This window comes from Achromobacter sp. 01N37, from assembly GCF_056399725.1.
This window is the reverse complement of record NZ_JBFTRX010000009.1, coordinates 15,641-39,744: the sequence shown is the minus strand read 5'-3', so window position 1 is coordinate 39,744 and position 24,104 is coordinate 15,641. Positions and strand designations below refer to the sequence as shown.

Sequence of the window (24,104 nt, the reverse complement as noted above, 5' to 3'; positions counted from 1 at the left end):
CAGCTTTATAGTTTCAGCGTAACGGGCACGCCCGCCGCGGCGGAACAGATTTGAGACAAGGCGTCCGGCATCTGCGGGCCGCCTCGGGTATCGTTCCAGTGCTGGCCGTCATAGCGGTAGTGAAAGCCACCGCTGCGCGCGGCGACCCACAGCTCCTGCATGGCAGCCTGGCTGTTCACGACGACGTGGGTATTGTCTTCAAAAACCATTGTCAGCACATTGCCGCTGCGGCTGGTTTCAACGTCGACGTCGAGCGAAGCCGCCCAGTCATCGGCCTGGCTTTCGATGCTGTCCAGCACCTGGTCGATCAACGCAAGAAATTCGGTTTCGGTCATAATCGAGCCTGCAAGAATTACGGAGTTCCCAGTGTTCCAATTGGCATTCAGCCGCATGGCTCTTCGCATTGTAGCCACGCTCGTGGCCTCCGGCATGGTCGCGGCCTGCGGGTACAAGGGGCCTTTGTATATGCCGACCCCTGACGGCAAGCCGCCCACGCGGTCGCAAACGCCGGCATCGCAAATCCCGCCCGCGCCATCGATCCCATGACCGCCGCCTTCCCCACGCCGCCAGAACTGGCCGGCCACCCTTACTTCCAGTACCGCAACAACGTACTGTACGCCGAGGATGTGCCGCTGGACCATCTGGCGCATGGGCTAGGCACACCGCTCTACGTCTATTCCCGCGCAGCGCTCAAAGGCGCCTGGGAAACCTACCGCAGCGCCATTGGGCAACGCCCCGTCCTGGTCTGCTACGGCATGAAGGCCAATTCGAACCTGGCGGTGCTGAAGGAATTCGCACGGCTGGGCGCGGGCTTTGACATCGTGTCCGGCGGCGAACTCAAGCGCGCGCTGGCGGTGGGCGCCGATCCCTCCAAGATTGTGTTTTCCGGCGTAGGCAAACAAGCCTGGGAAATGCGCGCTGCGCTGGCGGCCCAGGTGAAGTGCTTCAACGTCGAGTCCGAAGCCGAGCTGCACCGCTTGTCCGACGTGGCTGAAGAACTGGGCGTGCGCGCCCCCGTGTCGCTGCGTGTGAACCCCGATGTGGACGCGCAGACGCATCCCTACATTTCCACCGGCCTGAAAGAAAACAAGTTCGGCATTGCCATTGAATCCGCGCTGGACGTCTATCGCGTCGCGCAGTCTTTGCCGGGCCTGGACATCGTGGGCGTCGATTGCCATATCGGTTCACAGCTGACCGACATCAGCCCCTATTTCGATGCGCTGGAAAAGTTGCTGGACCTGATCGACGCGCTGGATCAGGAAGGCATCCGCATCGCCCATCTGGACCTGGGCGGTGGCCTGGGCATCCGCTACACGGATGAGACGCCCCCGTCACCCCAGGCGCTGCTTGACCGCGTGTTTGAACGCCTGAACGCGCGCGGCCAGGGGCACCTGCACCTGGTGCTGGAACCAGGCCGTTCGCTGGTGGGCAATGCGGGGGTGCTGCTGACTACGGTGCAATATCTGAAGCACGCCGAAGCGCGCAACTTCGCCATTGTCGACGCCGCCATGAACGACCTGCTGCGCCCCGCGCTCTACGAGGCGTTCCATGGCGTGCAGCCGCTGCGCCCGCGCGCCGGCGATCAGGTGGAATACGACATCGTCGGCCCGGTGTGCGAAAGCGCCGACTGGCTGGCCCGGCAGCGCAAACTGGCCATCCAGCAAGGCGATGTGCTGGCGGTGGAATCCGCAGGCGCTTACAGCATGGCGATGGCCAGCAACTACAACACGCGCGCCCGCGCCGCTGAGGTGATGGTGGACGGGGCCAATTACCACGTGGTGCGCCAACGCGAGACGCTGGACGATCTGCTGCGCGGCGAATCCACACTGCCTTGAACGCAACCCGCGCAGTGCGTGTTGCCCCCAATGAAAAAGGCCCCTCGCGGGGCCTTTCTCTTTTCCCTTTCCGTCATCGGCAGCACGCCGCAAGACGCGATCCGGAATTACAGCTGCCCGTACGAGTGCAGGCCCGACAGGAACATGTTCACGCCCAGGAATGCGAAGCCGGTGATCAGCAGCCCCATCAGCGCCCAGTAGGCCGCCATGGTGCCGCGCAGGCCCTTGATCAGGCGCATGTGCAGCCATGCCGCGTAGTTCAGCCACACGATCAGCGCCCAGGTTTCCTTCGGGTCCCACTGCCAGTACGCGCCCCAGGCATCCGCGGCCCACAGCGCGCCCAGAATGGTTGCGACGGTGAAGAAGGCGAAGCCGATCGCGATGGCGCGATACATGATGTCGTCCAGCACCTCAAGCGAGGGCAGCGCGGCCGCAATGCGGCGGCGGCCCAGCAAGATGGCGCCCACAATCACCGCCCCCACGCCGAAGTACAGCATCCAGGTGGCCGACAGGCCATCGGTGCGAAACACCATCGGTTCGGCGCACAGCAGCACGCCCAACACGAACAGCGGCGCCAGCTTGGCCCATGACGTAGTCTGACCATGTTGCTTGACGAGGTACGCGAAACCCACCATCGCCGCCAGCGAGAACGTGCCATAGCCGATGAAGTTGGCTGGCACGTGCAGCTTCATCCACCAGCTTTTCAGCGCGGGCACCAAGGGCTGGATCTGCCCCGCATCCCGCGTGAACGAATACCAGAGCAGGAACACGACGGCGGACGTCACCACCAGCAGCACGAAGCCGCCCAGCGCGCGGGTCGCGTATTTGCGTTCGTAGTACAGGTAGAACAGCGCCGTGATCAGCGAGAACAGCACGAACACTTCGTACAGGTTGCTGACCGGGATGTGGCCCAGGTCCGGGCCCATCAGATGGCCTTCGCGCCAACGCACCAAGAGGCCGGTGACGCCCGCGAAGACTGCGCCCCAGGTCAGCGCCGTCCCCAGCCATGCGGCCGTGGGGCTGAACACGCCGATCCAGTAGCAGACCATGGCCAGCGCGAAGAGCGCGCTCATCCACAAAATGGCTGACTGGGACGAGAACAGATACTTCAGGAAGAACACCTGCTCGGCGCGGGCAAGGTCGTTGCCGTACAGCATCAACGCCAGCCCCGACGAGATCGCACAGGCGATCATCAGGTGGCGCATCGGACGCCACAGCCAGCCCATCCAGGCCAGTGCGGGCACGGTGCCGCAGAGAATGATCTTCTCGTAGTAATCCATCGCGTTGCCGTAGCGGGTCAGCGCGAAACCCGCGCCCACTGCCAGCAACAGGAAGAAAACGACATCGGTCCAGTCAGGCTTGCCGCGCCGGGCGCGGCTGTCGCCGGTTTCCGACAATCTGTCTTGCCAGAGCGTGTCGGGCGACGCGGCGAGCGTGTCCGGTGAGGAAGGATGCGTGGTGGTCGTAGTCGACATAAAAAACCTTAAGACCGGTTCTGGCGCAGCAGCGCCTGCTTGAAGCGTTCGAACTCTTGATTGAAGTCGAGTGTACGCTTCTGGGACGTCATGGCCGCCAGGACGCTGCTGCCGTTACCTTGCGGCTTGACCCAGATCCAGACGCGGCGGTCTCGAATATAGAACATCGAGAACACCCCCAGGACCAGCAACAGGCTGCCCAGGTAGACCGTGTTCTTGCCCGGCGTGCGGCTCACTTGGAACACACTGGCCTGCACGTGGTTGAAATCCGCCAGCGACAGGAAGACGGGCGCGGGGTAGACCGTCAGGTCCGACAACGCCGCCACGGCCAGACGCGACCACACGGCGGCGCGTTCGCCTTCGGGGCCTTCGACCGCCACGGCGGGCAGGCCGGCGCGCTCGCGCTCAATGGCGCGCAATTCATTCATGCTGGCGCCGATCAGGCGGATCACCACGTCAGCCGCGCGCTCCAGGTCGGCGGCGGGCGTATTGGCTTGCAGGAAAGCCGCCACGGCTTGCAGGCCACCCGATGCGAAGGTCTCCAGCGCGCGCTCAGCGGCCGTCTGCAAGGGCTGGCGGTCGGCGCCTGACGGGCTGTTGCGCTCGGCGAAGCGGCGCGCGGCTTCCTGGCGTGCTGCCGGGTCGGCGAGTGTGGCGCGCAGGCGCATGAACTCGGCGATCGAGCTGTCGTCGTCCGCCGGAATACGCAGGTAGCGGAACGGTTCGGCGGCGTTGTTGCGCACGCCAGCCAGGAACACGCTGGCGCCATCCAGCTGCATGGGCAGCATGTAGTTCTGGAATTCGTGCGCCTGGCCCGCGTCGTCGATCAGCTTGTATTCGACGCTGGGACCCACGTTGCGCAGGTTCTCGTTTTTCTTGCCCGCAGCGCTGCCGGAGACCGACGCCACATGCTCGGCAAAGCTCTGGTTGGCGCCCTTGGGGTCGCCACGCGTCAGGTCTTCAACGTTGATCGGGCGCATGGCCGTGATCTCGACGCCCATGCTGCGCGGGCCGCCCGTGGTGCTGGCGGTGACTTCACTGGTCTTGCCCACGGTGCCGTTGACGTTGAACGTGGCGGCGTTGGAACCTACCAGCGGGTAGCCCTTCAAGACGACCGTGCTGCCGCCGTCATCGAAGCTGGACTGATAAACGGTCATGCCCTTGAAGCGCAGCGGCTCGTTGACTTCGATGGTGGAATCGAACGTCTTGCCGGTGTCGGGGTCGGTCACTTCCACTTCGCTGGCGAAGCGGCTGGGCATGCCGGTGGAGTAGTAGTCGACAACGAATTTCTTCAGCTTCAGCGTGAAGGGCATCGGCTGCACCAGCGCGCCATCACCCACCATCACAACCGCCGTGCTGGCCTGGCCGCCTTCAGGCACCAGCACGCTGGCGCGAAAGCTCGGGTTATTGACCGACAGGCGCCCGCTTTCGGGTACTTCGGAAATCAGCATGTTGTCGACAATCGGCTGCTTGCCGCCGAACATCACCTGCAAACGCACCGGCAATTCGCTATCGAGCAAGCCGCCGATACAGATGATGACCATGGCTGCGTGCGCAAACACATAGCCCAGGCGGTTGGCGCTGCCTTTCTTGGCCGCCAGCAGCACGCCGTCGCTGTCCTGCCGTTGGCGCACCGCGTAACCCAAGCGTTCCAGCAGCAGTTTCAAACCGGCCGCGGTTTGCGGCACATCGGTGGGTTCCTGGGTTTCCACGCGATGCGGGAAGGCGCGCAGGCTGCTTGCCCGCACATGCTCGCGGAACGAACGCGCATCGCGCAGCATCTTGGGCGCATTGCGGATCAGGCAGACCGAGGTAGACACGACCAGGAACCCCATGATCACCAAGAACCACCAGCTGTTGTAGACGTGCCAGATCGAGAATTTGTCGAACACTTCGTACCAGAACGGGCCGAATTGATCGATGTAGTTGTTGGACGAGCGGTTCTGCTGCAACACGGTCCCGACCAGGCTCGCCACGCAGATGAACATCAGCAGGCTGACGGCGAAACGCATCGAACCCAGCAGTTCGAAGAAGTCGCGGGGCAGGCTGCGCAGGGAGGGTCGGGTATGGGTTCGTGTTGAATTCATGAAAAAAGGGGGGCCGCGCAATCGGCTACCCCCCTCATAGACAGCGCGCAACGGAATCAGGTTCCGTCACGCCCAAGTTGCATGAACGCGGACCAGCCGCGCGTGTTGCGGGCTTTCGCCTACCGCAGGCCAGCCGCGTAGTCCGACACCGCCTTGATATCGGCGTCCGACATGCGATCCGCGATCGCGAACATGATGTCGTTCTTGCGGTCGCCGCTGCGGAACAGCTTGAGCTGCTCTTCGATGTACATGGGGAACTGCCCCGACAAGCGGGGGTACTGGGCGGGCATGCCCGCGCCATTGGCAGAGTGGCACGCCGCGCAAGCCGGGACGTTGCGTTCAGGCAAACCGCCGCGCCAGATCTTCTGACCCAGATCAACCAGTTTCTCCTGGCCTGCCGTGGCGGGCTCCTTGAGAGGCTGCTGCGCCAGGTAAAGCGCGATGTTCTGCATGTCGGCCGGCGTCAGGTTCTGCGCCATGGCCGTCATCGGGGTGGGGTTGCCGCCCGCGCCGTTACGTACCGGCAGCTTCGCACCCTGCTTGATCTGGAAATCCGCCAATTGCTTGGCCAGGTATTCGTGGGGTTGCGCGGCCAGGTTAGGGTTCACCGGGATGGTGCTGTTGCCCGCCGCGCCATGACAGGACGCACAGGCGATGATGCCTCTTGAGGCGTCGCCTTGGTCAAACAGCTGACCGCCCTTGGCGGCATCTGGCTTGGCCGGGCCCGCAGCGCCGTCAGCGGCGAAACTGGGTGTAGAGAAGGCGGAGGCGCCGAGCAACAGCCCGCTCGCAACCAACATCCGGGACAGCACACGCTTCATGAAGACCTCGACGATCACATCGATCAAGGCGCAAAAAGGCGCCCACGCCTGCCCCGCACACCCTGGAATACCGTATCGAACCTCATTTGCCCGTTCTGCCTGCCAAGTTGCGGAAAACAACCTAAACAGTAAGCAAAAAAGACGGCTCCGCGCACGGGGACCACTGTTGCAAACGCCGGATTATACAATAGGGCTCGAAACCAACCGTATCCAAAGCCCATCCGTGTCCCTCCTACATCGCGCCTCCTTCCTTACCTCCGCAGCTCGCCTCGACCAGTTGCCGGCCGCCGGCGCTCCCGAGGTCTGCTTTGTCGGCCGCTCGAACGCCGGCAAATCCACGGCAATCAACGTGCTGTGCAACCAGCGCCGTCTTGCGTTTTCCAGCAAGACGCCGGGCCGCACGCGCTTGATCAATATGTTCGGCTTGCCCGACCCGTTGGACCCGGAAGGTCACATCGGTTTTCTCGTCGACTTGCCCGGCTACGGCTACGCGTCTGTCGCCCGCAATGAAAAAGAAAAGTGGGCGGACATTCTCGGCGGCTATCTGCGCGATCGCGAATCGCTTGCGGGCATCGTGCTGCTGATCGACATCCGCCGCGGCGTCACCGAGCTTGACCGCCGCCTGGCCAACTTCATCGCCCCCACCGGACGCCCCGTGCTGGCGCTGCTGACCAAGGCCGACAAACTGCCTTATGGCCAGCGCATGCGAACCGTCTTCTCGGTCCGCAAGGACCTGGCGGATATCGGCGCCCTGCACACCATTCCTTTCTCGGCGCCCGAGCGCATCGGTCTGGAAGAGGCCGGCGCCCATATCGAAAATTGGATTTCCCCCAAGGTCGAATCATGAACCCGCAGATCATCACCCCCGAGTTTCCGGTTTCCCGCCCTCGCCGCCTGCGCCGCGACGACTTCACCCGCCGCCTGGTGCGCGAGAACGCGCTGACGGTCAATGACCTGATCTACCCCGTCTTCGTCGCCGATGGCACAGGCGTGCAGCAAGCCGTGCCGTCGCTGCCCGGCGTGGTCCGCTATTCGCTGGACACGCTGTTGCCGGTGGCTGAGCAATGTGTGGAATTGGGCATTCCGGTGATGGCGCTGTTCCCCGTCATCGACCCGTCTTTGAAGACGCCCGACGGCATCGAAGCGACCAATCCGCGCGGCCTGATTCCGCGCGTGGTTGGCGAACTGAAAAAGCGTTTCCCCGAGCTCGGCATCCTGTGCGATGTGGCGCTGGACCCCTACACCAGCCACGGCCAGGACGGCGTCATCGACGAAAACGGCTACGTCATCAACGAGATCACGGTTGAAATCCTGGTCAAGCAGGCGCTGACGCAAGCCGCCGCCGGCGTTGACATGGTTGCGCCCAGCGACATGATGGACGGCCGCATTGGCGCCGTGCGCCGCGCGCTGGAAGACAACGGCCACATCCACACGCAGATCATGGCCTACTCGGCCAAGTACGCCAGCGCGTTCTACGGCCCGTTCCGCGACGCCGTGGGCTCGGCGACGAACCTGGGCAAGTCCAACAAAATGGCTTACCAGATGGACCCGGGCAACCTCGACGAAGCGCTGCGCGAAGTCGCCGCCGACTTGCAGGAAGGCGCCGACATGGTCATGGTCAAGCCCGGCATGCCGTATCTGGACGTGCTGCGCCGCGTGAAGGACACGTTCCGCGTGCCGACCTTCGCCTATCAGGTCAGCGGTGAATACGCGATGATCAAGGCCGCCGCCGCCAATGGCTGGCTGGACCACGACAAGGTCATGATGGAAGCGCTGCTCGCGTTCAAGCGCGCGGGCGCCGACGGCATCCTGACCTACTTCGCGATCGAAGCGGCCAAGCTGCTGAAAGCCCAGCGCTGATTGCGCGGCAAGACAGGCTCGGGCGTGCGGTCCGGGCCTGTCCCGTCATCGCGCGGGATCAGCGCATGTCGCCTGGCTGGCTTGCCACAGGCGCACTGCGGCGCAATCCCAGATACGTTCCGCCCAGCACGCAAGCAAGGCCCATCACATGGGTCAGCGTGACGTGTTCGTCCAGAAACAGTGACGCAAACAGCAGCCCGAAGATCGGCAGCCAGTTCACGAACAAGGCCGCGCGGCTGATGCCCAGCCGCGCGATGCCGGCATTCCAGATGATGTTGCTGACGCCCGAGGCAATCACCGCCGAGAACAGCAGCACGATCCACGGCCAGCCCGTCATCTGCCACGTATCGGTCTGGTAAGACGACGGCGTGATCGCCGCATGCACAACCAGCATCAGCCCGCCCGCCAGGTACATGTACCAGAGCATGCCCAGCGGGTCCATGGAACGCGACATGCGTTGAATCACGAGCCCGCCGAACACGAACACCAGCACAGCCACGAACACGATGGCGTCGCCCCAGCCCGTCAGGCCGAATTGCGCGCCACTACCGGCCACAACCATGCCCACGCCAAGCAGGCCCAGCAAGGCGCCCGAGATCCGCACCAGCGTGAGTTTTTCGCGATAGAAAAGCGCCGCCAGCAACGCCGACAGCAAGGGGCTGGTGGCCATGATCAGCGTGCCGTTGGCCGCCGATGAAAAGCGCAGCCCCGACACCAGCGCAACCTGGTGCGCGTACACCACTAGAAAGCCGGCCAGCGCCACCCAGCCCAGCTGCACGCGGCCCAGCTTGGGGATGCGGCCGCGGCGCGCCTTGATGATCAGGGTGACGGTGATGAACGCAATGACGATCCGAACGGCGGCAAGCGCCTGGATGTCCATGTGTTGCGTGAGGTACTTGATGGAGACGATGTTCAGGCCCCAGGTGGCCATGACGAACATCAATTGAAGATAGATAAGACCTTGCGGGTCCTGGCTTGCATCAACTGTTGGGGACGTCACGGGCGCCGGCCTGATGGGAGGGTGGTGCGCCGCCCACGCGGCGCAGCAGCCATGGTATACGTCCGCGCGTCAGCGCACCAGCACCTTATCCAGCGATTCCGTGAAGCGCTTGGCATCCTGGAAACCCACGACGCGCGCATCGGGCAGCTCTTTGCCGCCGGGTTCAAAGAACATGATTCCGGGCGGGCCGAACAAGCGGAAGCGCTTGAGCAAGGCGCGGTCATCGGCGTTGTTGGCCGTCACGTCAGCCTGCACCAGCAGCATGCCCGACATGCGTTGCGCGACGCCGGGGTCGGTGAACGTGAAACGCTCCATCTCGCGGCACGACACGCACCAGTCGGCATAGAAATCCAGCATCACCGGTTGGCGGCTTTGCGCCAGCAGCGCGTCCAGCTCGGCGTTGTTGCGTACCCGCGTAAAGTGGACATCGCCCTTTGTGGCGGTGGCGCCCGCCACGCCCGCCTGGCCATCCGCGCGCGCGGCGAAGTGCGACAACGGTTGCAGCACATCGCGTCCGCCGCTTGCCGCGCCGATCAGCCACGCTGCGGCAGCCAGCGCCAGCAGCAAGCCCAGGCCCTTGCCGAACATGCGCGCGGCCCCTGCCCCCGCGGGCAAGGCGTCAAAGGCGCGCAGCATTACCGCGGAGACGATCGCCAGGAACGCCCAGCCGGTCATCTGCACCCACGTCGGCACCACGGGAATCAGCATCCACCAGGCGGTGCCCAGCAGCAGCATGCCGAACAGGCGCTTGACGCCATCCATCCACGGGCCCGCCTTGGGCAGCAAGGCGCCGGACGATGCGCCCACGATCAAGAGCGGCACGCCCATGCCCCAGGCCATGGCGAACAGCGCCGCCGCGCCCAGCACGACATCCCCCGTCTGCGAGATATACAGCAGTGCGCCAGCCAAGGGTGCGGCCACGCAAGGCCCGACAATCAGTGCGGACAAGGCGCCCATCACCAGCGCGCCCGTGTAGCGGCCGCCAGGCACCCGCGAGGAACGGTCAGACAGTTTGGCCTGGATGCCCGAGGGCATCTGGAAGGTGAAAACGTCGAACATCGCCAGCGCCAACACGGTCAGCAACAAGGCGAACAGCGTCAGAATCCAGGGCGTCTGCAACCACGCAGCCAGCCCCGCGCCACTTAGGCCCGCAGCCACGCCCAACGCGGTGTAAACCACCGACATGCCCAGCACATACGTGGCGGCCAGCGCCAGCCCGCGGCCGCGCGAGGGCCTGGGCTGCGCCACGCCGCCCAGCACAATCGACGACAAGATCGGAATCATCGGCAACACGCAGGGCGTGAACGCCAGCAACAGTCCCAGCACCAGGAAGACGCCGGCGGTCTTGATCCAGCCCAGGCCACCCAGCGCATCGGCCAAGCCGGTGTCGCCTGCGGTGAACAGTGCGCCAAGTCCGCCCGACGATGTGCTCGATGTTGAGGCAGACGATGATGCTCCGCCTGTTGCGGCCCCGCCCGCCACCGCGTAGCCCCCCGCCACCGGCGTGAGCTTGACGCTGCTGTCCATCGGCGGATAGCACAAGCCCGCGTCTGCACAGCCTTGCCCGGTCAGGGTCAGCGTGAAGGGTTGATTGCCCGCGCCCACCGGCACGCGGATCACGACGTCCTTGTGGAAGACCTCCATGTCTTTCTCAAAGGTCGGGTCGTACTTGACCTCGCCCTTGGGGTAGACGGCCTCACCCAGTGTCGTGGCGCCAGCCGGGCTGATCGTGATGCCGAAGCGCTCGCGGTACATGTAGTAGCCCGGGGCGACCTTGTACCGCAGCTCCAGCGTGTCCGGCGCGGCCATCTGGGCGCTGAACACAAAGGCTTTTTCGGGTTCGAGGAATTCGGTGTCGGCCTGGGCGGCCGCCTGCCAGCCCAGCAGCAACAGCGCCGTCGCCAAAAACATCAGGCAGTGCCTGAGCAGGGCGCGCATCGCGCGCGTGGCGTGAATCGGGCGCGAGGGCGCGCCGACAATACCGGCAAGTTGCAACATCAGTCTCTCTTGTTATTCGTGACGGCCGTCTGCTCGCGCACCCAATCCAGGTAGGGCGCCGCGCCGCCAATGACCGGCAGCACGATGATTTCGGGCACATCATAGGGATGCATCTGCGCCAGGGCCTGAACAACAGCTTGATGGCGCGCGTAAGTGGTCTTGATGTGGATGGGGACTTCTTCCGTCCCCTCGACCGTTCCATTCCACAGGTAGATGGACAGGCCGGGCGCGCCAAGGTTCACACAAGCGGCCAATCCGTCTTCGACCAGCACATGCGCGATGCGCTTGGCCAGCAACAGATCCGGCGCATTGCTGATGACCAGCACGACGTCGTCATCGCGCAACATGGAGCCTCCTTGGGATACCCGTGTGGGATGGTAGTCGAGGTATTTTATCGGTATTGCCGCCGCCGTCCGGAACTGCCGGAAGCGCGTTCAGCTTCATGCCACCCGTTTTCACCGAGGCTTGCATGACCGATAACTGCTTGTTCTGCCGGATCGCCCGGCACGAGATTCCCGCGCACATCATTCACGAAGACGACCGCCTGATGGCCTTCCTGGACATCCAGCCCGTGCGTCCCGGCCATACGCTCATCATTCCCAAACAGCATTACCCGTACTACGAAGACATGCCGGCCGACCTAGCGGGGCATATCGTGAACCTGGGGCAGAAGCTGGGGCGCCACATGAAGCGCCTTTATGGCGTGGAACGGGTAGGGTTTGCGTTCACCGGGATCCACGTAGCGCACACGCACGCGCACGTCATCCCGATGCATCACACGCAGGACGTCACGTCCACGCAATACATCGAACAGCAGAACCTGACGTTCAAGATGCCGCCCCAACCGCCTCAGGAGGCCCTGGCGGCTACCGCAGCCGAGTTGCGGGGGGAGTTGCACGCTTCGTGATTTGAAGCCCGTGGCGGGCGTGCAGATCGGGTGAGCAAATCGCTCGTACAGATCGCTCGTACAGATCGCGCGTGCGGATCGAACGCGCAAATAAAACAAGGGCGGGTCCGAAGACCCGCCCTTGTCGCTTATCGAGCTACCGAGAATTACTCGGCGCTGTCCGCAGCGGCTTCATCAACTTCCGGACGGTCAACCAGTTCCATGAAAGCCATGGGAGCGTTGTCGCCTTGACGGAAGCCCATCTTCAGCACGCGGGTGTAGCCACCGTTACGGGCCGCGTAGCGCGGGCCGATTTCGGCAAACAGCTTCACCACCGCATCGCGATCGCGCAGACGGGCAAATGCCAGACGCTTGTTCGCCAGCGTGGGCTCTTTGCCCAGCGTGATCAGGGGTTCGATGACGCGGCGCAATTCTTTCGCCTTCGGCAGCGTGGTCTTGATGGCTTCGTGGGTGATCAACGAAACGGCCATGTTGCGGAACATGGCAAGACGGTGACTGCTGGTGCGGTTGAGCTTACGCAAGCCATTACCGTGACGCATGATAAGTTTCCTTTGAATCTAAAGATGGCGTTCGCCATCGGGTTGCCGGCTCTTCTATCAACCTGCAATCAGGCCGCGGTCCGGTAGAAAACGGTGCATTTTACGACGAATTCGCAAACCGCCCGGCGGGGTTGCCGGGCGTTGCAGGAGACGCCCCATTTCTGAGGCGCCACCTGTTTAAAGCTTAGGGACGCTCGAGGCCCAGGGGCGGCCAGTTCTCGAGCTTCATGCCCAGAGTCAGACCACGTGCAGCCAGAACTTCCTTGATTTCGTTGAGCGACTTGCGACCCAGGTTCGGGGTCTTGAGCAGCTCGTTTTCGGTACGCTGGATCAGGTCGCCGATGTAGTAGATGTTTTCGGCCTTCAGGCAGTTGGCCGAACGCACGGTCAGTTCCAGGTCGTCGACCGGACGCAGCAGGACCGGGTCGATCTGCGGCGTGCCGCGGACCGGCGCTTCGTACGAATCGCCAGCACCTTCCAGAGCAGCGAAGACCGAGATCTGGTCCATCAGGATGCGAGCCGACTGGCGCACCGCTTCCTCGGGCGAAATAACGCCGTTGGTTTCGATGTCCAGAACCAGCTTGTCCAGGTCGGTGCGCTGTTCCACGCGGGCGCTTTCCACCGCGTAGCTGACGCGGCGAACCGGGCTGAACGAAGCGTCCAGAACGATGCGGCCGATGGTGTGGGTGCGGTCTTCCGACAGCGCGCGCACGTTGCCCGGCACGTAGCCGCGGCCCTTTTCAACCTTGATCTGCATTTCCAGCTTGCCTGCGTCCGTCAGGTTGCAGATGGCATGGCCGGGGTTGATGATCTCGACGTCGTGCGGCAGTTCGATGTCGCTGGCCAGCACGGTGCCCGCGCCGGTCTTGCGCAGAACCAGGGTCACTTCGTCGCGATTGTGCAGCTTGAAGACCACGCCCTTCAGGTTCAAGAGGATGTCGACGACATCTTCGCGAACGCCCGGGATGGTCGAGTATTCGTGCACCACGCCCGTCATTTGGACTTCGGTCGGCGCGTAGCCGGTCATCGAAGACAGCAGGATGCGGCGCAGGGCGTTGCCCAGCGTGTGACCGTAGCCACGCTCGAACGGCTCCATCACGAYCTTGGCATGGTGCGTGCCGACCGGTTCGACTTCAATGGAGCGCGGCTTCAGGAAACCTTGAGTGGACATTTACTGTGTTCCTTTTCAATACCCTCGGCTCGTTACACCGATAAGGCTGATGGACAGGGTGAAACATGAAACTCGGACGGCGCGAAAACGCCAGCCGATACTTACCGCAAAGCCCGCCCCACCAAAAGGCGGAAAGCGGGCTGCTGCGAGACGTGCAAACGGGTCGCGGGACCAGTAGCCGGCACACCTGCGAAGGAGGCGCCGGCCGACCTGATTAACGCGAGTACAGTTCGACGACCATCGATTCGTTGATGTCGCGAGCGACGTCAGCGCGGTCGGGAGCCGACTTGAACGTACCGGTCAGCTTGGTCGCGTCGACTTCCACCCATTGGGGGATGCCGATGCTGGTGGCCAGGTCGAGCGATTCCTTGATACGGCCTTGCTTCTTGGCCTTTTCACGGATCGAGATGACGTCACCAGCCTTGACCAGCATCGAAGCGATGTCAGCCGTGTGGCCGTTCAGTTCGATGGCGCGGTGGCTGACCAGCTGGCGAGCTTCGGCGCGCGTCGAGCCGAAGCCCATGCGGTAGACGACGTTGTCCAGGCGCGATTCCAGCAGCTGGATCAGGGTTTCGCCGGTGTTGCCACGGCGACGCTCTGCTTCAGCGAAGTACTTGCGGAATTGCTTTTCCAGCACGCCGTACATGCGCTTCAGCTTTTGCTTTTCGCGCAGCTGCAGGCCGTAGTCGGAAGTGCGGGCACCCGAAGTGCGGCCGTGTTGGCCAGGCTTGGAATCCAGCTTGCACTTGGAATCCAGCGAGCGACGGGCGCTCTTCAGGAACAGGTCAGTACCCTCGCGGCGCGAGAGCTTGCATTTGGGTCCAATATAACGTGCCATGTGGATTCCCTTTAGATACGACGACGCTTCGGCGGACGGCAGCCGTTGTGCGGAACGGGCGTGATGTCGGCGATGGACGAAATCTTGATGCCCAGCGCGTTCAGAGCGCGGACAGACGATTCGCGGCCAGGACCGGGGCCCTTGATGCGCACTTCCAGCGTCTTGATGCCGTATTCCAGCGCGACGCGGCCAGCCGTTTCAGCGGCGACTTGCGCGGCAAACGGGGTCGACTTACGCGAACCCTTGAAACCAGCACCACCCGAAGTGGCCCACGACAAAGCGTTGCCCTGACGGTCGGTGATGGTGATGATGGTGTTGTTGAACGAAGCGTGAACGTGCGCGATGCCGTCCGAGACGTTCTTCTTAACCTTTTTGCGCACGCGCGAAGCGCCGCTGGTGGAAGCTTTCGCCATAATCCAGTTCCTCGATTATTTCTTCAGGGACGCAGCAGCACGACGCGGGCCCTTACGGGTCCGGGCGTTGGTGCGAGTGCGCTGGCCGCGCACGGGCAAACCGCGCTTGTGACGCATACCGCGGTAGGTTCCCAGGTCGATCAAACGCTTGATCGAGAGCTGTACTTCACGACGCAGGTCGCCTTCAACCGTGAACAAACCAACATGTTCGCGGACGCGTTCCAATTCAGCGTCGTTCAGATCCTTGACCTTTTTGTCAAAGGGTACGTTTGCCGCTTCGCAAATTTTGCGAGCGCGCGTACGACCAATGCCAAAAATGGCGGTCAGTCCGATCTCGGCGTGCTGTTGCGGCGGGATGTTAATGCCAGCAATACGGGCCATGACTATTCCTTGAATAAATCTGTTGCGTAGTCGCTAACCCGAGTTAGCCTTGACGCTGCTTGTGACGCGGGTCGGTGCAGATAACACGCACCACGCCGTGACGTTTGATAACTTTGCAGTTGCGGCAGATCCGCTTAACCGATGCCATTACTTTCATGGTTGACTCCTAATTTTCCGTAATCCGGTTCCGCTCATTTGGAGCGGAAAACTATCCTGGCTCGCGTCAGATCATAGGGCGTGAGCTCCACTGTGACCTTGTCACCCGGCAGGATCCGGATGTAATGCATACGCATCTTGCCGGAAATATGGCCCAACACCACGTGGCCGTTTTCGAGCTTGACGCGAAATGTCGCGTTCGGGAGGTTCTCAAGAACCTCGCCTTGCATCTGAATGACGTCGTCCTTGGACATTCTTTTGCTTACCGCATCGGCAAACCCGCGCCCTTGAAGTTAGCCTTCTTGAGCAACGAGTCGTACTGGTGAGACATCATGTAGGCCTGAACCTGTGCCATGAAATCCATCGTCACCACCACAATAATCAACAGAGACGTACCACCGAAGTAGAAAGGAACGTTCCAGCGCATCACCAAGAATTCAGGCAACAGGCACACCAAAGTGATGTACAAGGCACCCGCGAGCGTCAGACGCATCAGGATCTTGTCGATGTAGCGCGCCGTTTGCTCGCCCGGACGAATACCCGGAACAAACGCACCACTCTTCTTCAGGTTGTCCGCCGTTTCGCGGCTGTTGAACACCAGAGCCGTGTAGAAAAAGCAGAAGAAAATAATCGCGACGGAATACAGCGTGATGTAGAGCGGTTGACGAGGCGACAGGGCCGCAGCCAGATCGCTAAGCCAGCGCATGTTCTCACTGCTGGAAAACCAGCTCGTGATCGTGGCCGGGAACAGAATGATCGACGATGCGAAGATCGGCGGAATCACCCCTGCCATGTTCAGCTTCAGCGGCAAATGCGAGCTTTGACCACCGTAGACCTTGTTGCCGACCTGACGCTTGGCGTAGTTCACCGTGATCTTGCGCTGTCCGCGTTCCACGAACACCACAAAAGCGGTAACCAGCACCACCAGAGCCACAATGAACAGTGCCGAAAGCACGGACATCGCGTTGGTGCGGACCAGGTCCAACAGTGCAGCCAGCGCCGCGGGCAGACCCGCAACGATACCTGCGAAGATCAGGATGGAAATCCCGTTGCCAAGACCACGTTCAGTGATCTGTTCACCCAGCCACATGACGAACATGGTGCCAGTGACCAGGGTCACAATGGTCGTGAAGCGAAACAGCATACCCGGATCGATCACCAGTCCCTGCTGGGACTCCAACGCTACCGAAATGCCCACTGCTTGCACCAGCGCCAGCACGACTGTGCCGTAGCGGGTGTATTGGGTAATCTTCCGACGTCCGGACTCGCCCTCTTTCTTGAGCGCTTCCAGCGACGGCACCACCACCGACATCAACTGCATGATGATGGATGCCGATATGTACGGCATGATCCCCAGGGCAAAAATCGAGAAACGCGAGAGCGCCCCGCCCGAGAACATGTTGAACAGGCCCAGGATCCCGCCCTGGTTCTGACGGAACAAGTCCGCCAGCGCATCCGGATTAATACCCGGTACGGGGATGTGTGTACCCAAACGGTAAACCACCAGGGCGAGCACCAGGAACACAAGACGGCGCTTCAAATCACCGTACCGTGCTCCGGTTTTGCCTAATGCCTGCGCGTTAGCCACTCGTCACCTCATGATCAAGCAAGCGAGCCGCCCGCGCCTTCGATGGCGGCGCGAGCGCCGGCCGTCGCGGTAATGCCCTTGAGCACGACCTTGCGCGAGAGTTCACCCGACTTGATGACCTTGGCGTAACGAACCGCCTGGCCAATCACGCCAGCCGCCTTGAGCACTTGCACGTCGACTTCGTCGATGGGCAGGGCTTGCAGGTCCGACAGACGAACTTCGGCGTACAGGTGTTGACCGAGCGGGGTGAAACCACGCTTGGGCAGACGACGCTGCAGCGGCATTTGACCGCCTTCGAAGCCAACCTTATGGAAACCGCCCGAGCGCGACTTCTGGCCCTTGTGACCACGGCCGGCGGTTTTACCCAGACCCGAACCGATGCCACGGCCGACGCGGCGCTTGGCGTGCTTGCTGCCCTCAGCGGGCTTCAGCGAATTAAGTTGCATATCCGACATGGTGATTCCTTAGGCTTCCGAGACGGAAACGAGATAATCCACCTTACGGATCATCCCACGCACCTCGGGCGTATCGACCAACACGCGGCTGCTGTTGATGCGGCCCAAGCCCAAACCGCGAACCGTATCACGGTGCGATTGCTTGGTACCGATCACCGAGCGCACGAGGGTCACTTTGATCTGCTTCTGAGCCATGATTTACCCCAGGATTTCTTCGACCGACTTGCCGCGCTTGGCAGCAACATCGGCCGGGGTCAGGGAAGCGCGCAGACCGTTCAACGTGGCGCGAACCATGTTGTAGGGGTTGCTCGAGCCCAGGCTCTTGGCAACCACGTTACGCACACCCATCACTTCAAAAATAGCGCGCATCGGGCCGCCGGCGATAACGCCAGTACCTTCAGCAGCGGGCGAGATCAGCACGGTAGCGGCGCCATGCTTGCCAACCACGGTGTGGTGCAGCGTGCCGTTCTTCAGCGCAACCTTGAACATGCCGCGGCGGGCTTGTTCCATTGCCTTCTGAACGGACACCGGCACTTCACGCGCCTTGCCCTTACCCATGCCGACGCGACCATCGCCATCGCCAACCACGGTCAGCGCGGCAAAGCTCATGGTGCGACCACCCTTGACCACTTTGCTCACGCGGTTGACCGCGATCATCTTTTCGCGGAGGCCGTCATCGTTCTCTTTTTCCGCGGCGTTCTTGCCTTGTACTTTAGCCATTTGACAGATCCTCGCTTAGAACTTCAGGCCGGCTTCACGCGCGGCATCGGCCAGCGCTTTCACGCGGCCATGGTAACGAAAGCCCGAGCGATCGAAAGCGACCAGTTCAATACCGGCAGCCTTGGCCTTTTCGGCCACGCGCTTGCCAACCAGCGAAGCAGCGGCAGTGTTGCCACCCTGACCGGTTTGGCCGGCCAGTTGCGCACGCACTTCGGCTTCCACCGTCGAGGCGCTGACCAGAACGCGATCGCCTTCCGGCGAAATGATGTTGGCGTAGATGTGCTGGTTCGAGCGGAAGACCGAGAGGCGGTGAACGCGCAGCTCGTTGATCTTCCGGCGGGTCGGAACCGCACGACGCAAACGGGAAACTTTTTTGTCCATGATTCGTCCTTGCGTGCGCCGTTATTTCTTCTTGGTTTCTTTGATGACGACGCGTTCGTCCGAGTAACGCACACCCTTGCCCTTGTAGGGTTCGGGTTCGCGGTACGCGCGGATTTCAGCGGCCATCTGACCGACGACTTGCTTGTTGGCGCCCTTGATGACGATTTCCGTCTGGGTGGGGCATTCGGCCTTGATACCGGCCGGCAACTGATGCAAAACGTCGTGCGAGAAACCGAGCTGCAGCTTAACGGCATCGCCTTGGATCGAGGCGCGGTAACCCACGCCAACCAGGGTCAGCTTGCGCTCGAAGCCCTTGCTCACGCCGGTAACCATATTGGCCACCAGAGCGCGCACGGTACCCGACATGGCATTGGCGTGACGAGTTTCGTTGGCGGCGGCAAACGTGAGCTTGCCTTCGTCCATCGCAACCGTGACGTCGCCAGTCAGGGCTTGAGTCAGGGTGCCCAACGGGCCCTTGACAGTGATCTGATCCTGCTTGATGTCAGCTTCGACACCCTTGGGCAGTTCGACCGGATACTTAGCGATACGTGACATTCGAATTTCTCCTTAGGCCACGTAGCACAGCACTTCGCCGCCGACGCCGTTGGCGCGAGCCTTACGGTCGGTCATGACGCCGCGCGAGGTCGAAACGATAGCCACGCCCAGGCCGTTCATGACCTGAGGAATGCTGGTACGGCCCTTGTAGATACGCAGACCGGGGCGCGAAACGCGTTCAATGCGCTCGATAACCGGACGGCCAGCGTAGTACTTCAGGGTGATCTCGAGCTCAGGCTTGGCCTGGGTGCCCTTGATTTCAAAGCTGTCGATGTAGCCTTCGTCTTTCAGCACAGCAGCAATAGCTGCCTTCAGCTTCGAGGAGGGCATGCTCACCGTAACTTTGTCCACTTGCTGCGCATTGCGAATGCGGGTCAGCATATCGGCGATGGGATCGCTCATGCTCATAATGTATCTCCTACCAGCTGGCCTTGGTGATGCCGGGGATTTCGCCCTTCATCGCCATTTCACGCAGTTTGTGACGCGTCAGGCCGAACTTGCGGAACACGCCGCGCGGACGACCGGTGACCACGCAACGGTTACGTTGGCGCGTCGGATTGGCATTGCGCGGCAGCTGTTGCAGCTTGAGCCGAGCTTGGTAACGTTCTTCGTCGGTCTTCGACTGGTCGTCGATGATCGCCTTCAACTCAGCGCGCTTGGCAGCGAACTTGTCAGCCAGCTTGGCGCGCTTGATGTCGCGATTGATGAGGGAAAGTTTAGCCACGTCATCAGCCCCTTAGTTACGGAACGGGAAGCTGAAGGCCGTCAACAGCGCCTTGGCTTCTTCGTCGGTCTTCGCGGAGGTGGTGATGCTGATGTTCAGCCCACGCAGCGCGTCGATCTTGTCGTACTCGATTTCGGGGAAAATGATTTGCTCTTTCACCCCGATGTTGTAGTTGCCGCGGCCGTCAAACGCACGACCCGAGATACCACGGAAGTCACGCACGCGAGGCAGCGCGACCGCAACGAGGCGATCCAGGAATTCGTACATGCGTTGACCACGCAGCGTGACCATGCAACCAATCGGGTAGTTTTCGCGGATCTTGAAACCGGCGATAGCCTTCTTGGTCTTCGTCACGACAGGCTTTTGGCCAGCGATCTTGGTCAGGTCCGACACCGCGTGTTCGATAACCTTCTTATCGGACACGGCTTCCGAGACACCCATGTTCAGGGTGATCTTGGTGATGCGCGGCACTTCCATGACGCTCTTGTAGCCAAACTTGGCCTGCAGGTCGGCAGCGACCTTGCTCTTGTAGAAATCTTGCAAACGAGACATGTCTATCGCCCCTTACGCCTTGGCGCCGACAACGGCACCATTGGAACGGAACACGCGGACCTTGCGACCTTCGACTTCTTGAACGCCCACGCGGTCGGCACGACCGGTTGCGGGGTTGAAGAGCGCCACATTCGAGATGTGGATCGGCATGGTCTTTTCGACAATCCCGCCCGGGTTGTTAGCCATCGGGTTGGCTTTGACGTGCTTCTTGGCAACGTTGACGCCTTCGACCAGGACGTGGTCGGCATCGACGCGAGCCAGCACGGTACCGCGACGCTTCTTGTCGCGGCCGGTCAGGACGATGACTTCGTCGCCTTTACGAATGTTGTTCATCGTAGGGCTCCTTACAGCACTTCCGGGGCCAACGACACGATCTTCATGAACTTCTCGGTACGCAGTTCACGCGTAACGGGTCCGAAGATGCGGGTGCCGATGGGCTCCAGCTTGGCGTTGAGCAATACGGCGGCATTGCCACCGAACTTAATCAGCGAACCGTCTTTACGGCGCACGCCCTTGGCGGTACGAACCACCACGGCATTGTAAATTTCGCCTTTCTTGACGCGTCCGCGCGGAGCCGCATCTTTGACGCTCACCTTGATGATGTCGCCGATACCGGCATAACGGCGCTTGGAGCCACCGAGCACCTTAATGCACATGACATGACGCGCACCAGTGTTATCGGCCACGTCCAGCGTGGTCTGCATTTGGATCATGATTTTTCCTGTTCCAACTTAACTGGAAATACTGTTTTCCCGGGGTTTTCCCCCCGAGGAACTCTGCAATTCCTGCCAGTTTTGGTCCCGTCAGGTCTGCCGCCCTGCTTTTGTGTTGTAGACCTAGAGCTTTCGCTCTACCTCTGCAACGGGTTGGCAACGCAACGACCCTGGGTTGAAATCCTGCGGGTATTCCCCCAACTCGATGAGCTAATTTTTCCTTAACTCAATCGACAATCTGGGAAAGCTGATCATTCTAGCGTGGTTAAATTTTGAGCGCAAGTACTTTGTTGGAACGGCGCACAAAAGACCACGCTCCCCTATAAGGGGAACGGTTTGCGGGCTATCTGCCCCCTATTTCTGGCGGTAGTAGCCCTTCTCCCAGGCGTCATGATTGGCTTTGCCGCGACGGATTTCGTCCGTGAACGGGGCCGCTCTGAGCACCAGGCGATTCAGCCATTTTACCGGAACGCGGCAAGGCCGTTCAAAGTCGACGAACAGCACCGCCCGCAGCCCGGGCGTGTCGTTGTGGACCTGGTGCGGGTACAGGTCGTCAAACACCACGGCCCGCCCTTCCCGCCAGCTGTACCGTTCGCCCCCAACTTCGATCCAGCATTGGTCGGCAGGCTCTGGCACGACCAGGCCCAGGTGCAGGCGCAGCACGCCGTTGTACGGACCCGTGTGCAGCGGAATCCGCTTGCCCGGTTCAAGGATGGAGAAGAACGCGCTGCGTATGCCCGGAATGCCTTCCAGCGCCCGCGCGGTGGCCGGGCAGCGCGCCAGGTTGCGCTCGGAACGCAGCCCGTATCCCATAAAGAGGAAGGTCTTCCATTGATCGTCCGATGTGATCATGCCGACATCCGGCGAGATCTCATGGAACGCAGGCAGGTGCTGACGTTCGGCCAGCAGCTCGGTCAGCTCGGCGCGGATGGCTGGCGTCTGCGCTTCCAGCGCGGGAATCCACGGAAACTGGCTGTTCTGAAAGATGGGCCGGTCGCCCACCAGCGATGCACTCGCAATTCGCTGACGCAACCAATCAATGAAGCGGAAGAACACGCGGGAGTAAACACTGGACTTACCGGCGGGACGCGCGTCAACGGGTTGCACGATAGATTCAGACATAGCAGCCAAGGACGCCTTATTGTGTCCAAGCGGACTCGTACTGGCAAGGCGGCCGGGCCGCGCGCACGAACGCCTATTGGCTCCAAGGCCGCGATGCCGATTGGACCTCCCCGCCGCGGGAAAGAAGGTTTAGACTGGCGTGGGCGATACGCGATCGCACTCCACTCCCGCATTCCATTCCCATTTCGCAAGGAAAGACAGGCATGTATGAACAGTTGGCGCTGTATATCGACGGCGAATTCATCTCCGGCGAGGGCAGGCGCACCCAGGACGTCATCAACCCGGCCACGCTGGAAGTGCTCGGCCAGCTGCCTCACGCCACCGAAGCGGATCTGGACCGTGCGCTAGCCGCCGCCCAGCGCGCGTTCGAATCGTGGAAGAAATCTTCTCCCATGGATCGTTCGACCATCCTGCGCAAGGTCGCTACGCTGTCGCGCGAACGCGCCAAGGAAATCGGCCGCAACATGACGCTGGACCAGGGCAAGCCGCTGGCCGAAGCCGTGGGCGAAGTCACCTCCTGCGCTGAACACGCCGACTGGCACGCCGAAGAATGCCGCCGCATCTACGGCCGCGTAGTCCCGCCGCGCAACCCGGACGTGCGCCAGTTCGTCGTGCGTGAACCCATCGGCGTCTGCGCCGCGTTCACGCCGTGGAACTTCCCGTACAACCAAGCCATCCGCAAGATCGCCGCCGCACTTGGCGCCGGTTGCACGGTGGTGCTGAAGGGTCCGGAAGATTCGCCCAGCGCCGTCATGGCCATTGCGCGCATGTTCCACGATGCCGGCCTGCCCAAGGGCTGCCTGAACATCGTCTGGGGCGAACCCGCCAAGATCTCTGACTACCTGATCCGTTCGCCGATCGTGCGCAAGGTTTCGTTCACCGGTTCCGTGCCGGTGGGCAAGCAGCTGGCCGCGCTGGCCGGCGCGCACATGAAGCGCGTCACGATGGAACTGGGCGGCCACTCGCCCGTGCTGGTGTTTGACGACGCCGACATCGACCGCGCCGCTGAAATGCTGGCCAAGTTCAAGGTCCGCAACGCCGGTCAGGTCTGCGTGTCGCCCACCCGCTTCTACGTGCAGGAAGGCGCCTACGAACAGTTCCTGGCCCGCTTCTCGGACGTGCTGAAGAACATCAAGGTCGGCGACGGCCTGGAAGCTGGCACCGACATGGGCCCGCTGGCGCACGAACGCCGCGTGCCCGCCATGAGCGCCTTCATCGACGACGCCAAGAAGCACGGCGGCAAGGTCGTGGTTGGCGGCGGCCCGCTGGATCGCAAGGGCTTCTTCTTCGCCCCCACGGTCGTGACCGATCTGCCGGACAACTCCATGCTGATGACCGAAGAGCCCTTCGGCCCCGTCGCACCGGTCGTCCGCTTCAAGGACACTGACGAAGTCCTGCGCCGCGCCAACAGCCTGCCGTTCGGCCTGTCGTCCTACGTGTTCACGAACTCGCTGAAGACGGCCACCAAGGTCTCCAACGGTCTGGAAGCCGGCATGGTCAACATCAACCACTTCGGCAGCGCGCTGGCCGAGACGCCGTTTGGCGGCATCAAGGACAGCGGCATCGGCAGCGAAGGCGGCCTGGAAACGTTTGACGGCTACCTCGTCACGAAATTCATCACGCACATCTGACCGGTTCCGACCGTCAGCCAAAAAGCCCCGCAAGGGGCTTTTTTTTCGCCCCGCACCAAGCGGCGGCATGCACGGCGATGCGTTTCATGATGGTGTCACAGGCGTCCGGGAACATTGCGCCTCGCTGACAGGCAGCTGACCTTGAGCAAGGCACTGCCTGGCCCACTTTCCAGGAAATGTAC

The 24,104-nt window shown here is 62.0% G+C and carries 32 protein-coding genes; 6 read left to right on the top strand and 26 right to left on the bottom strand.

Annotation, left to right across the window (positions count from 1 at the left end; translation table 11 throughout):
* Positions 1-5: 5 nt before the first annotated feature.
* Positions 6-335, bottom strand: coding sequence for an iron donor protein CyaY (gene cyaY, locus AC1DSJ_RS19275; RefSeq protein ID WP_054420836.1), 330 nt, complete (start codon positions 333-335; stop codon positions 6-8).
* On the opposite strand from cyaY, the gene lptM reads away from it, so the two are divergent.
* Both lptM and lysA read left to right on the top strand, forming a co-directional pair.
* Positions 286-546: an LPS translocon maturation chaperone LptM gene (gene lptM, locus AC1DSJ_RS19270; RefSeq protein ID WP_346552557.1), complete on the top strand. Its 261-nt coding sequence runs from the start codon at positions 286-288 to the stop codon at positions 544-546. The two genes, cyaY and lptM, sit on opposite strands and share 50 nt — an antisense overlap.
* Positions 543-1,835, top strand: a complete 1,293-nt coding sequence (gene lysA, locus AC1DSJ_RS19265; RefSeq protein WP_342066417.1) for a diaminopimelate decarboxylase — start codon at positions 543-545, stop codon at positions 1,833-1,835. Before lptM ends, lysA begins: the two co-directional genes overlap by 4 nt.
* A gap of 107 nt (positions 1,836-1,942) precedes the next feature.
* On the opposite strand, the gene ccsB is transcribed toward lysA, so the two are convergent.
* From ccsB to AC1DSJ_RS19250, 3 genes are all read right to left on the bottom strand, one after another.
* Complete coding sequence (ccsB, locus tag AC1DSJ_RS19260; protein WP_441371928.1) at positions 1,943-3,310, bottom strand: c-type cytochrome biogenesis protein CcsB; 1,368 nt, start codon at positions 3,308-3,310, stop codon at positions 1,943-1,945.
* A gap of 8 nt (positions 3,311-3,318) precedes the next feature.
* The gene (locus AC1DSJ_RS19255) at positions 3,319-5,397 is read right to left on the bottom strand and encodes a cytochrome c biogenesis protein ResB (RefSeq protein ID WP_427947837.1); all 2,079 of its coding nucleotides are present in this window, start codon (positions 5,395-5,397) and stop codon (positions 3,319-3,321) included.
* Between the two features lie 119 nt (positions 5,398-5,516).
* Complete coding sequence (locus tag AC1DSJ_RS19250) at positions 5,517-6,218, bottom strand: c-type cytochrome (RefSeq protein ID WP_100857537.1); 702 nt, start codon at positions 6,216-6,218, stop codon at positions 5,517-5,519.
* Positions 6,219-6,441: 223 nt separating this feature from the next.
* Here AC1DSJ_RS19250 and yihA point away from each other — a divergent pair, with 223 nt between their 5' ends.
* Complete coding sequence (gene yihA, locus AC1DSJ_RS19245; RefSeq protein ID WP_006216506.1) at positions 6,442-7,065, top strand: ribosome biogenesis GTP-binding protein YihA/YsxC; 624 nt, start codon at positions 6,442-6,444, stop codon at positions 7,063-7,065.
* The gene (gene hemB, locus AC1DSJ_RS19240; protein WP_054420840.1) at positions 7,062-8,078 is read left to right on the top strand and encodes a porphobilinogen synthase; all 1,017 of its coding nucleotides are present in this window, start codon (positions 7,062-7,064) and stop codon (positions 8,076-8,078) included. The genes yihA and hemB overlap by 4 nt, the downstream gene beginning before the upstream one ends.
* A 58-nt stretch (positions 8,079-8,136) precedes the next feature.
* On the opposite strand, the gene AC1DSJ_RS19235 is transcribed toward hemB, so the two are convergent.
* The 3 genes from AC1DSJ_RS19235 to cutA form a co-directional block, all read right to left on the bottom strand.
* On the bottom strand, positions 8,137-9,018 hold the full coding sequence (locus AC1DSJ_RS19235) for a DMT family transporter (RefSeq protein ID WP_441371987.1): 882 nt from the start codon (positions 9,016-9,018) through the stop codon (positions 8,137-8,139).
* Positions 9,019-9,147: 129 nt separating this feature from the next.
* The gene (gene dsbD / locus AC1DSJ_RS19230) at positions 9,148-11,016 is read right to left on the bottom strand and encodes a protein-disulfide reductase DsbD (RefSeq protein ID WP_342066427.1); all 1,869 of its coding nucleotides are present in this window, start codon (positions 11,014-11,016) and stop codon (positions 9,148-9,150) included.
* Positions 11,017-11,075: 59 nt separating this feature from the next.
* Complete coding sequence (gene cutA / locus AC1DSJ_RS19225; protein WP_054420841.1) at positions 11,076-11,423, bottom strand: divalent-cation tolerance protein CutA; 348 nt, start codon at positions 11,421-11,423, stop codon at positions 11,076-11,078.
* 122 nt (positions 11,424-11,545) lie between these two features.
* Here cutA and AC1DSJ_RS19220 point away from each other — a divergent pair, with 122 nt between their 5' ends.
* Positions 11,546-11,983 (top strand): HIT family protein, encoded by a 438-nt coding sequence (locus AC1DSJ_RS19220; protein WP_054420842.1) that lies wholly within the window; start codon positions 11,546-11,548, stop codon positions 11,981-11,983.
* Between the two features lie 146 nt (positions 11,984-12,129).
* On the opposite strand, the gene rplQ is transcribed toward AC1DSJ_RS19220, so the two are convergent.
* The 19 genes from rplQ to AC1DSJ_RS19125 all read right to left on the bottom strand — a co-directional run bounded on the left by rplQ (position 12,130) and on the right by AC1DSJ_RS19125 (position 22,291).
* Positions 12,130-12,522 (bottom strand): 50S ribosomal protein L17, encoded by a 393-nt coding sequence (gene rplQ, locus AC1DSJ_RS19215; RefSeq protein WP_006216513.1) that lies wholly within the window; start codon positions 12,520-12,522, stop codon positions 12,130-12,132.
* A 184-nt stretch (positions 12,523-12,706) separates the two neighbouring features.
* Complete coding sequence (locus tag AC1DSJ_RS19210; protein ID WP_476760370.1) at positions 12,707-13,693, bottom strand: DNA-directed RNA polymerase subunit alpha; 987 nt, start codon at positions 13,691-13,693, stop codon at positions 12,707-12,709.
* A 214-nt stretch (positions 13,694-13,907) separates the two neighbouring features.
* Positions 13,908-14,531, bottom strand: a complete 624-nt coding sequence (gene rpsD / locus AC1DSJ_RS19205) for a 30S ribosomal protein S4 (RefSeq protein WP_054420843.1) — start codon at positions 14,529-14,531, stop codon at positions 13,908-13,910.
* Between the two features lie 11 nt (positions 14,532-14,542).
* Positions 14,543-14,944, bottom strand: coding sequence for a 30S ribosomal protein S11 (rpsK, locus tag AC1DSJ_RS19200; RefSeq protein WP_006216516.1), 402 nt, complete (start codon positions 14,942-14,944; stop codon positions 14,543-14,545).
* 15 nt (positions 14,945-14,959) lie between these two features.
* Positions 14,960-15,325, bottom strand: coding sequence for a 30S ribosomal protein S13 (gene rpsM, locus AC1DSJ_RS19195; protein WP_006216517.1), 366 nt, complete (start codon positions 15,323-15,325; stop codon positions 14,960-14,962).
* Positions 15,326-15,368: 43 nt separating this feature from the next.
* The gene (rpmJ, locus tag AC1DSJ_RS19190) at positions 15,369-15,482 is read right to left on the bottom strand and encodes a 50S ribosomal protein L36 (protein ID WP_003806928.1); all 114 of its coding nucleotides are present in this window, start codon (positions 15,480-15,482) and stop codon (positions 15,369-15,371) included.
* Positions 15,483-15,516: 34 nt separating this feature from the next.
* Positions 15,517-15,735, bottom strand: a complete 219-nt coding sequence (infA, locus tag AC1DSJ_RS19185) for a translation initiation factor IF-1 (protein ID WP_003806927.1) — start codon at positions 15,733-15,735, stop codon at positions 15,517-15,519.
* Between the two features lie 8 nt (positions 15,736-15,743).
* Positions 15,744-17,069: a preprotein translocase subunit SecY gene (secY, locus tag AC1DSJ_RS19180; RefSeq protein ID WP_054420844.1), complete on the bottom strand. Its 1,326-nt coding sequence runs from the start codon at positions 17,067-17,069 to the stop codon at positions 15,744-15,746.
* Positions 17,070-17,083: 14 nt separating this feature from the next.
* A complete protein-coding gene (gene rplO, locus AC1DSJ_RS19175; protein ID WP_013397002.1) occupies positions 17,084-17,524 on the bottom strand; it encodes a 50S ribosomal protein L15 in 441 nt (146 codons plus the stop codon).
* Positions 17,525-17,533: 9 nt separating this feature from the next.
* A complete protein-coding gene (rpmD, locus tag AC1DSJ_RS19170; RefSeq protein ID WP_006216520.1) occupies positions 17,534-17,719 on the bottom strand; it encodes a 50S ribosomal protein L30 in 186 nt (61 codons plus the stop codon).
* Positions 17,720-17,722: 3 nt separating this feature from the next.
* Positions 17,723-18,244 (bottom strand): 30S ribosomal protein S5, encoded by a 522-nt coding sequence (rpsE, locus tag AC1DSJ_RS19165; protein ID WP_006216521.1) that lies wholly within the window; start codon positions 18,242-18,244, stop codon positions 17,723-17,725.
* A 15-nt stretch (positions 18,245-18,259) separates the two neighbouring features.
* Positions 18,260-18,625 (bottom strand): 50S ribosomal protein L18, encoded by a 366-nt coding sequence (gene rplR / locus AC1DSJ_RS19160; protein ID WP_054420845.1) that lies wholly within the window; start codon positions 18,623-18,625, stop codon positions 18,260-18,262.
* 21 nt (positions 18,626-18,646) lie between these two features.
* Positions 18,647-19,180 (bottom strand): 50S ribosomal protein L6, encoded by a 534-nt coding sequence (rplF, locus tag AC1DSJ_RS19155; protein ID WP_050728385.1) that lies wholly within the window; start codon positions 19,178-19,180, stop codon positions 18,647-18,649.
* Between the two features lie 12 nt (positions 19,181-19,192).
* Positions 19,193-19,588, bottom strand: coding sequence for a 30S ribosomal protein S8 (gene rpsH / locus AC1DSJ_RS19150; protein ID WP_006216525.1), 396 nt, complete (start codon positions 19,586-19,588; stop codon positions 19,193-19,195).
* Between the two features lie 10 nt (positions 19,589-19,598).
* Positions 19,599-19,904 carry a 30S ribosomal protein S14 gene (gene rpsN / locus AC1DSJ_RS19145; protein WP_006216527.1) on the bottom strand — a complete coding sequence of 102 codons (306 nt, stop codon included), beginning with the start codon at positions 19,902-19,904 and terminating at the stop codon, positions 19,599-19,601.
* Between the two features lie 12 nt (positions 19,905-19,916).
* Positions 19,917-20,456: a 50S ribosomal protein L5 gene (gene rplE, locus AC1DSJ_RS19140; RefSeq protein ID WP_054420846.1), complete on the bottom strand. Its 540-nt coding sequence runs from the start codon at positions 20,454-20,456 to the stop codon at positions 19,917-19,919.
* A gap of 12 nt (positions 20,457-20,468) precedes the next feature.
* Positions 20,469-20,789: a 50S ribosomal protein L24 gene (rplX, locus tag AC1DSJ_RS19135; RefSeq protein WP_054420847.1), complete on the bottom strand. Its 321-nt coding sequence runs from the start codon at positions 20,787-20,789 to the stop codon at positions 20,469-20,471.
* A gap of 11 nt (positions 20,790-20,800) precedes the next feature.
* The gene (gene rplN, locus AC1DSJ_RS19130) at positions 20,801-21,169 is read right to left on the bottom strand and encodes a 50S ribosomal protein L14 (protein ID WP_046807446.1); all 369 of its coding nucleotides are present in this window, start codon (positions 21,167-21,169) and stop codon (positions 20,801-20,803) included.
* Between the two features lie 354 nt (positions 21,170-21,523).
* Positions 21,524-22,291, bottom strand: a complete 768-nt coding sequence (locus tag AC1DSJ_RS19125; protein ID WP_254600614.1) for an aspartyl/asparaginyl beta-hydroxylase domain-containing protein — start codon at positions 22,289-22,291, stop codon at positions 21,524-21,526.
* Positions 22,292-22,494: 203 nt separating this feature from the next.
* On the opposite strand from AC1DSJ_RS19125, the gene AC1DSJ_RS19120 reads away from it, so the two are divergent.
* Positions 22,495-23,922, top strand: a complete 1,428-nt coding sequence (locus AC1DSJ_RS19120; RefSeq protein WP_441371927.1) for an NAD-dependent succinate-semialdehyde dehydrogenase — start codon at positions 22,495-22,497, stop codon at positions 23,920-23,922.
* Positions 23,923-24,104: the final 182 nt, after the last annotated feature.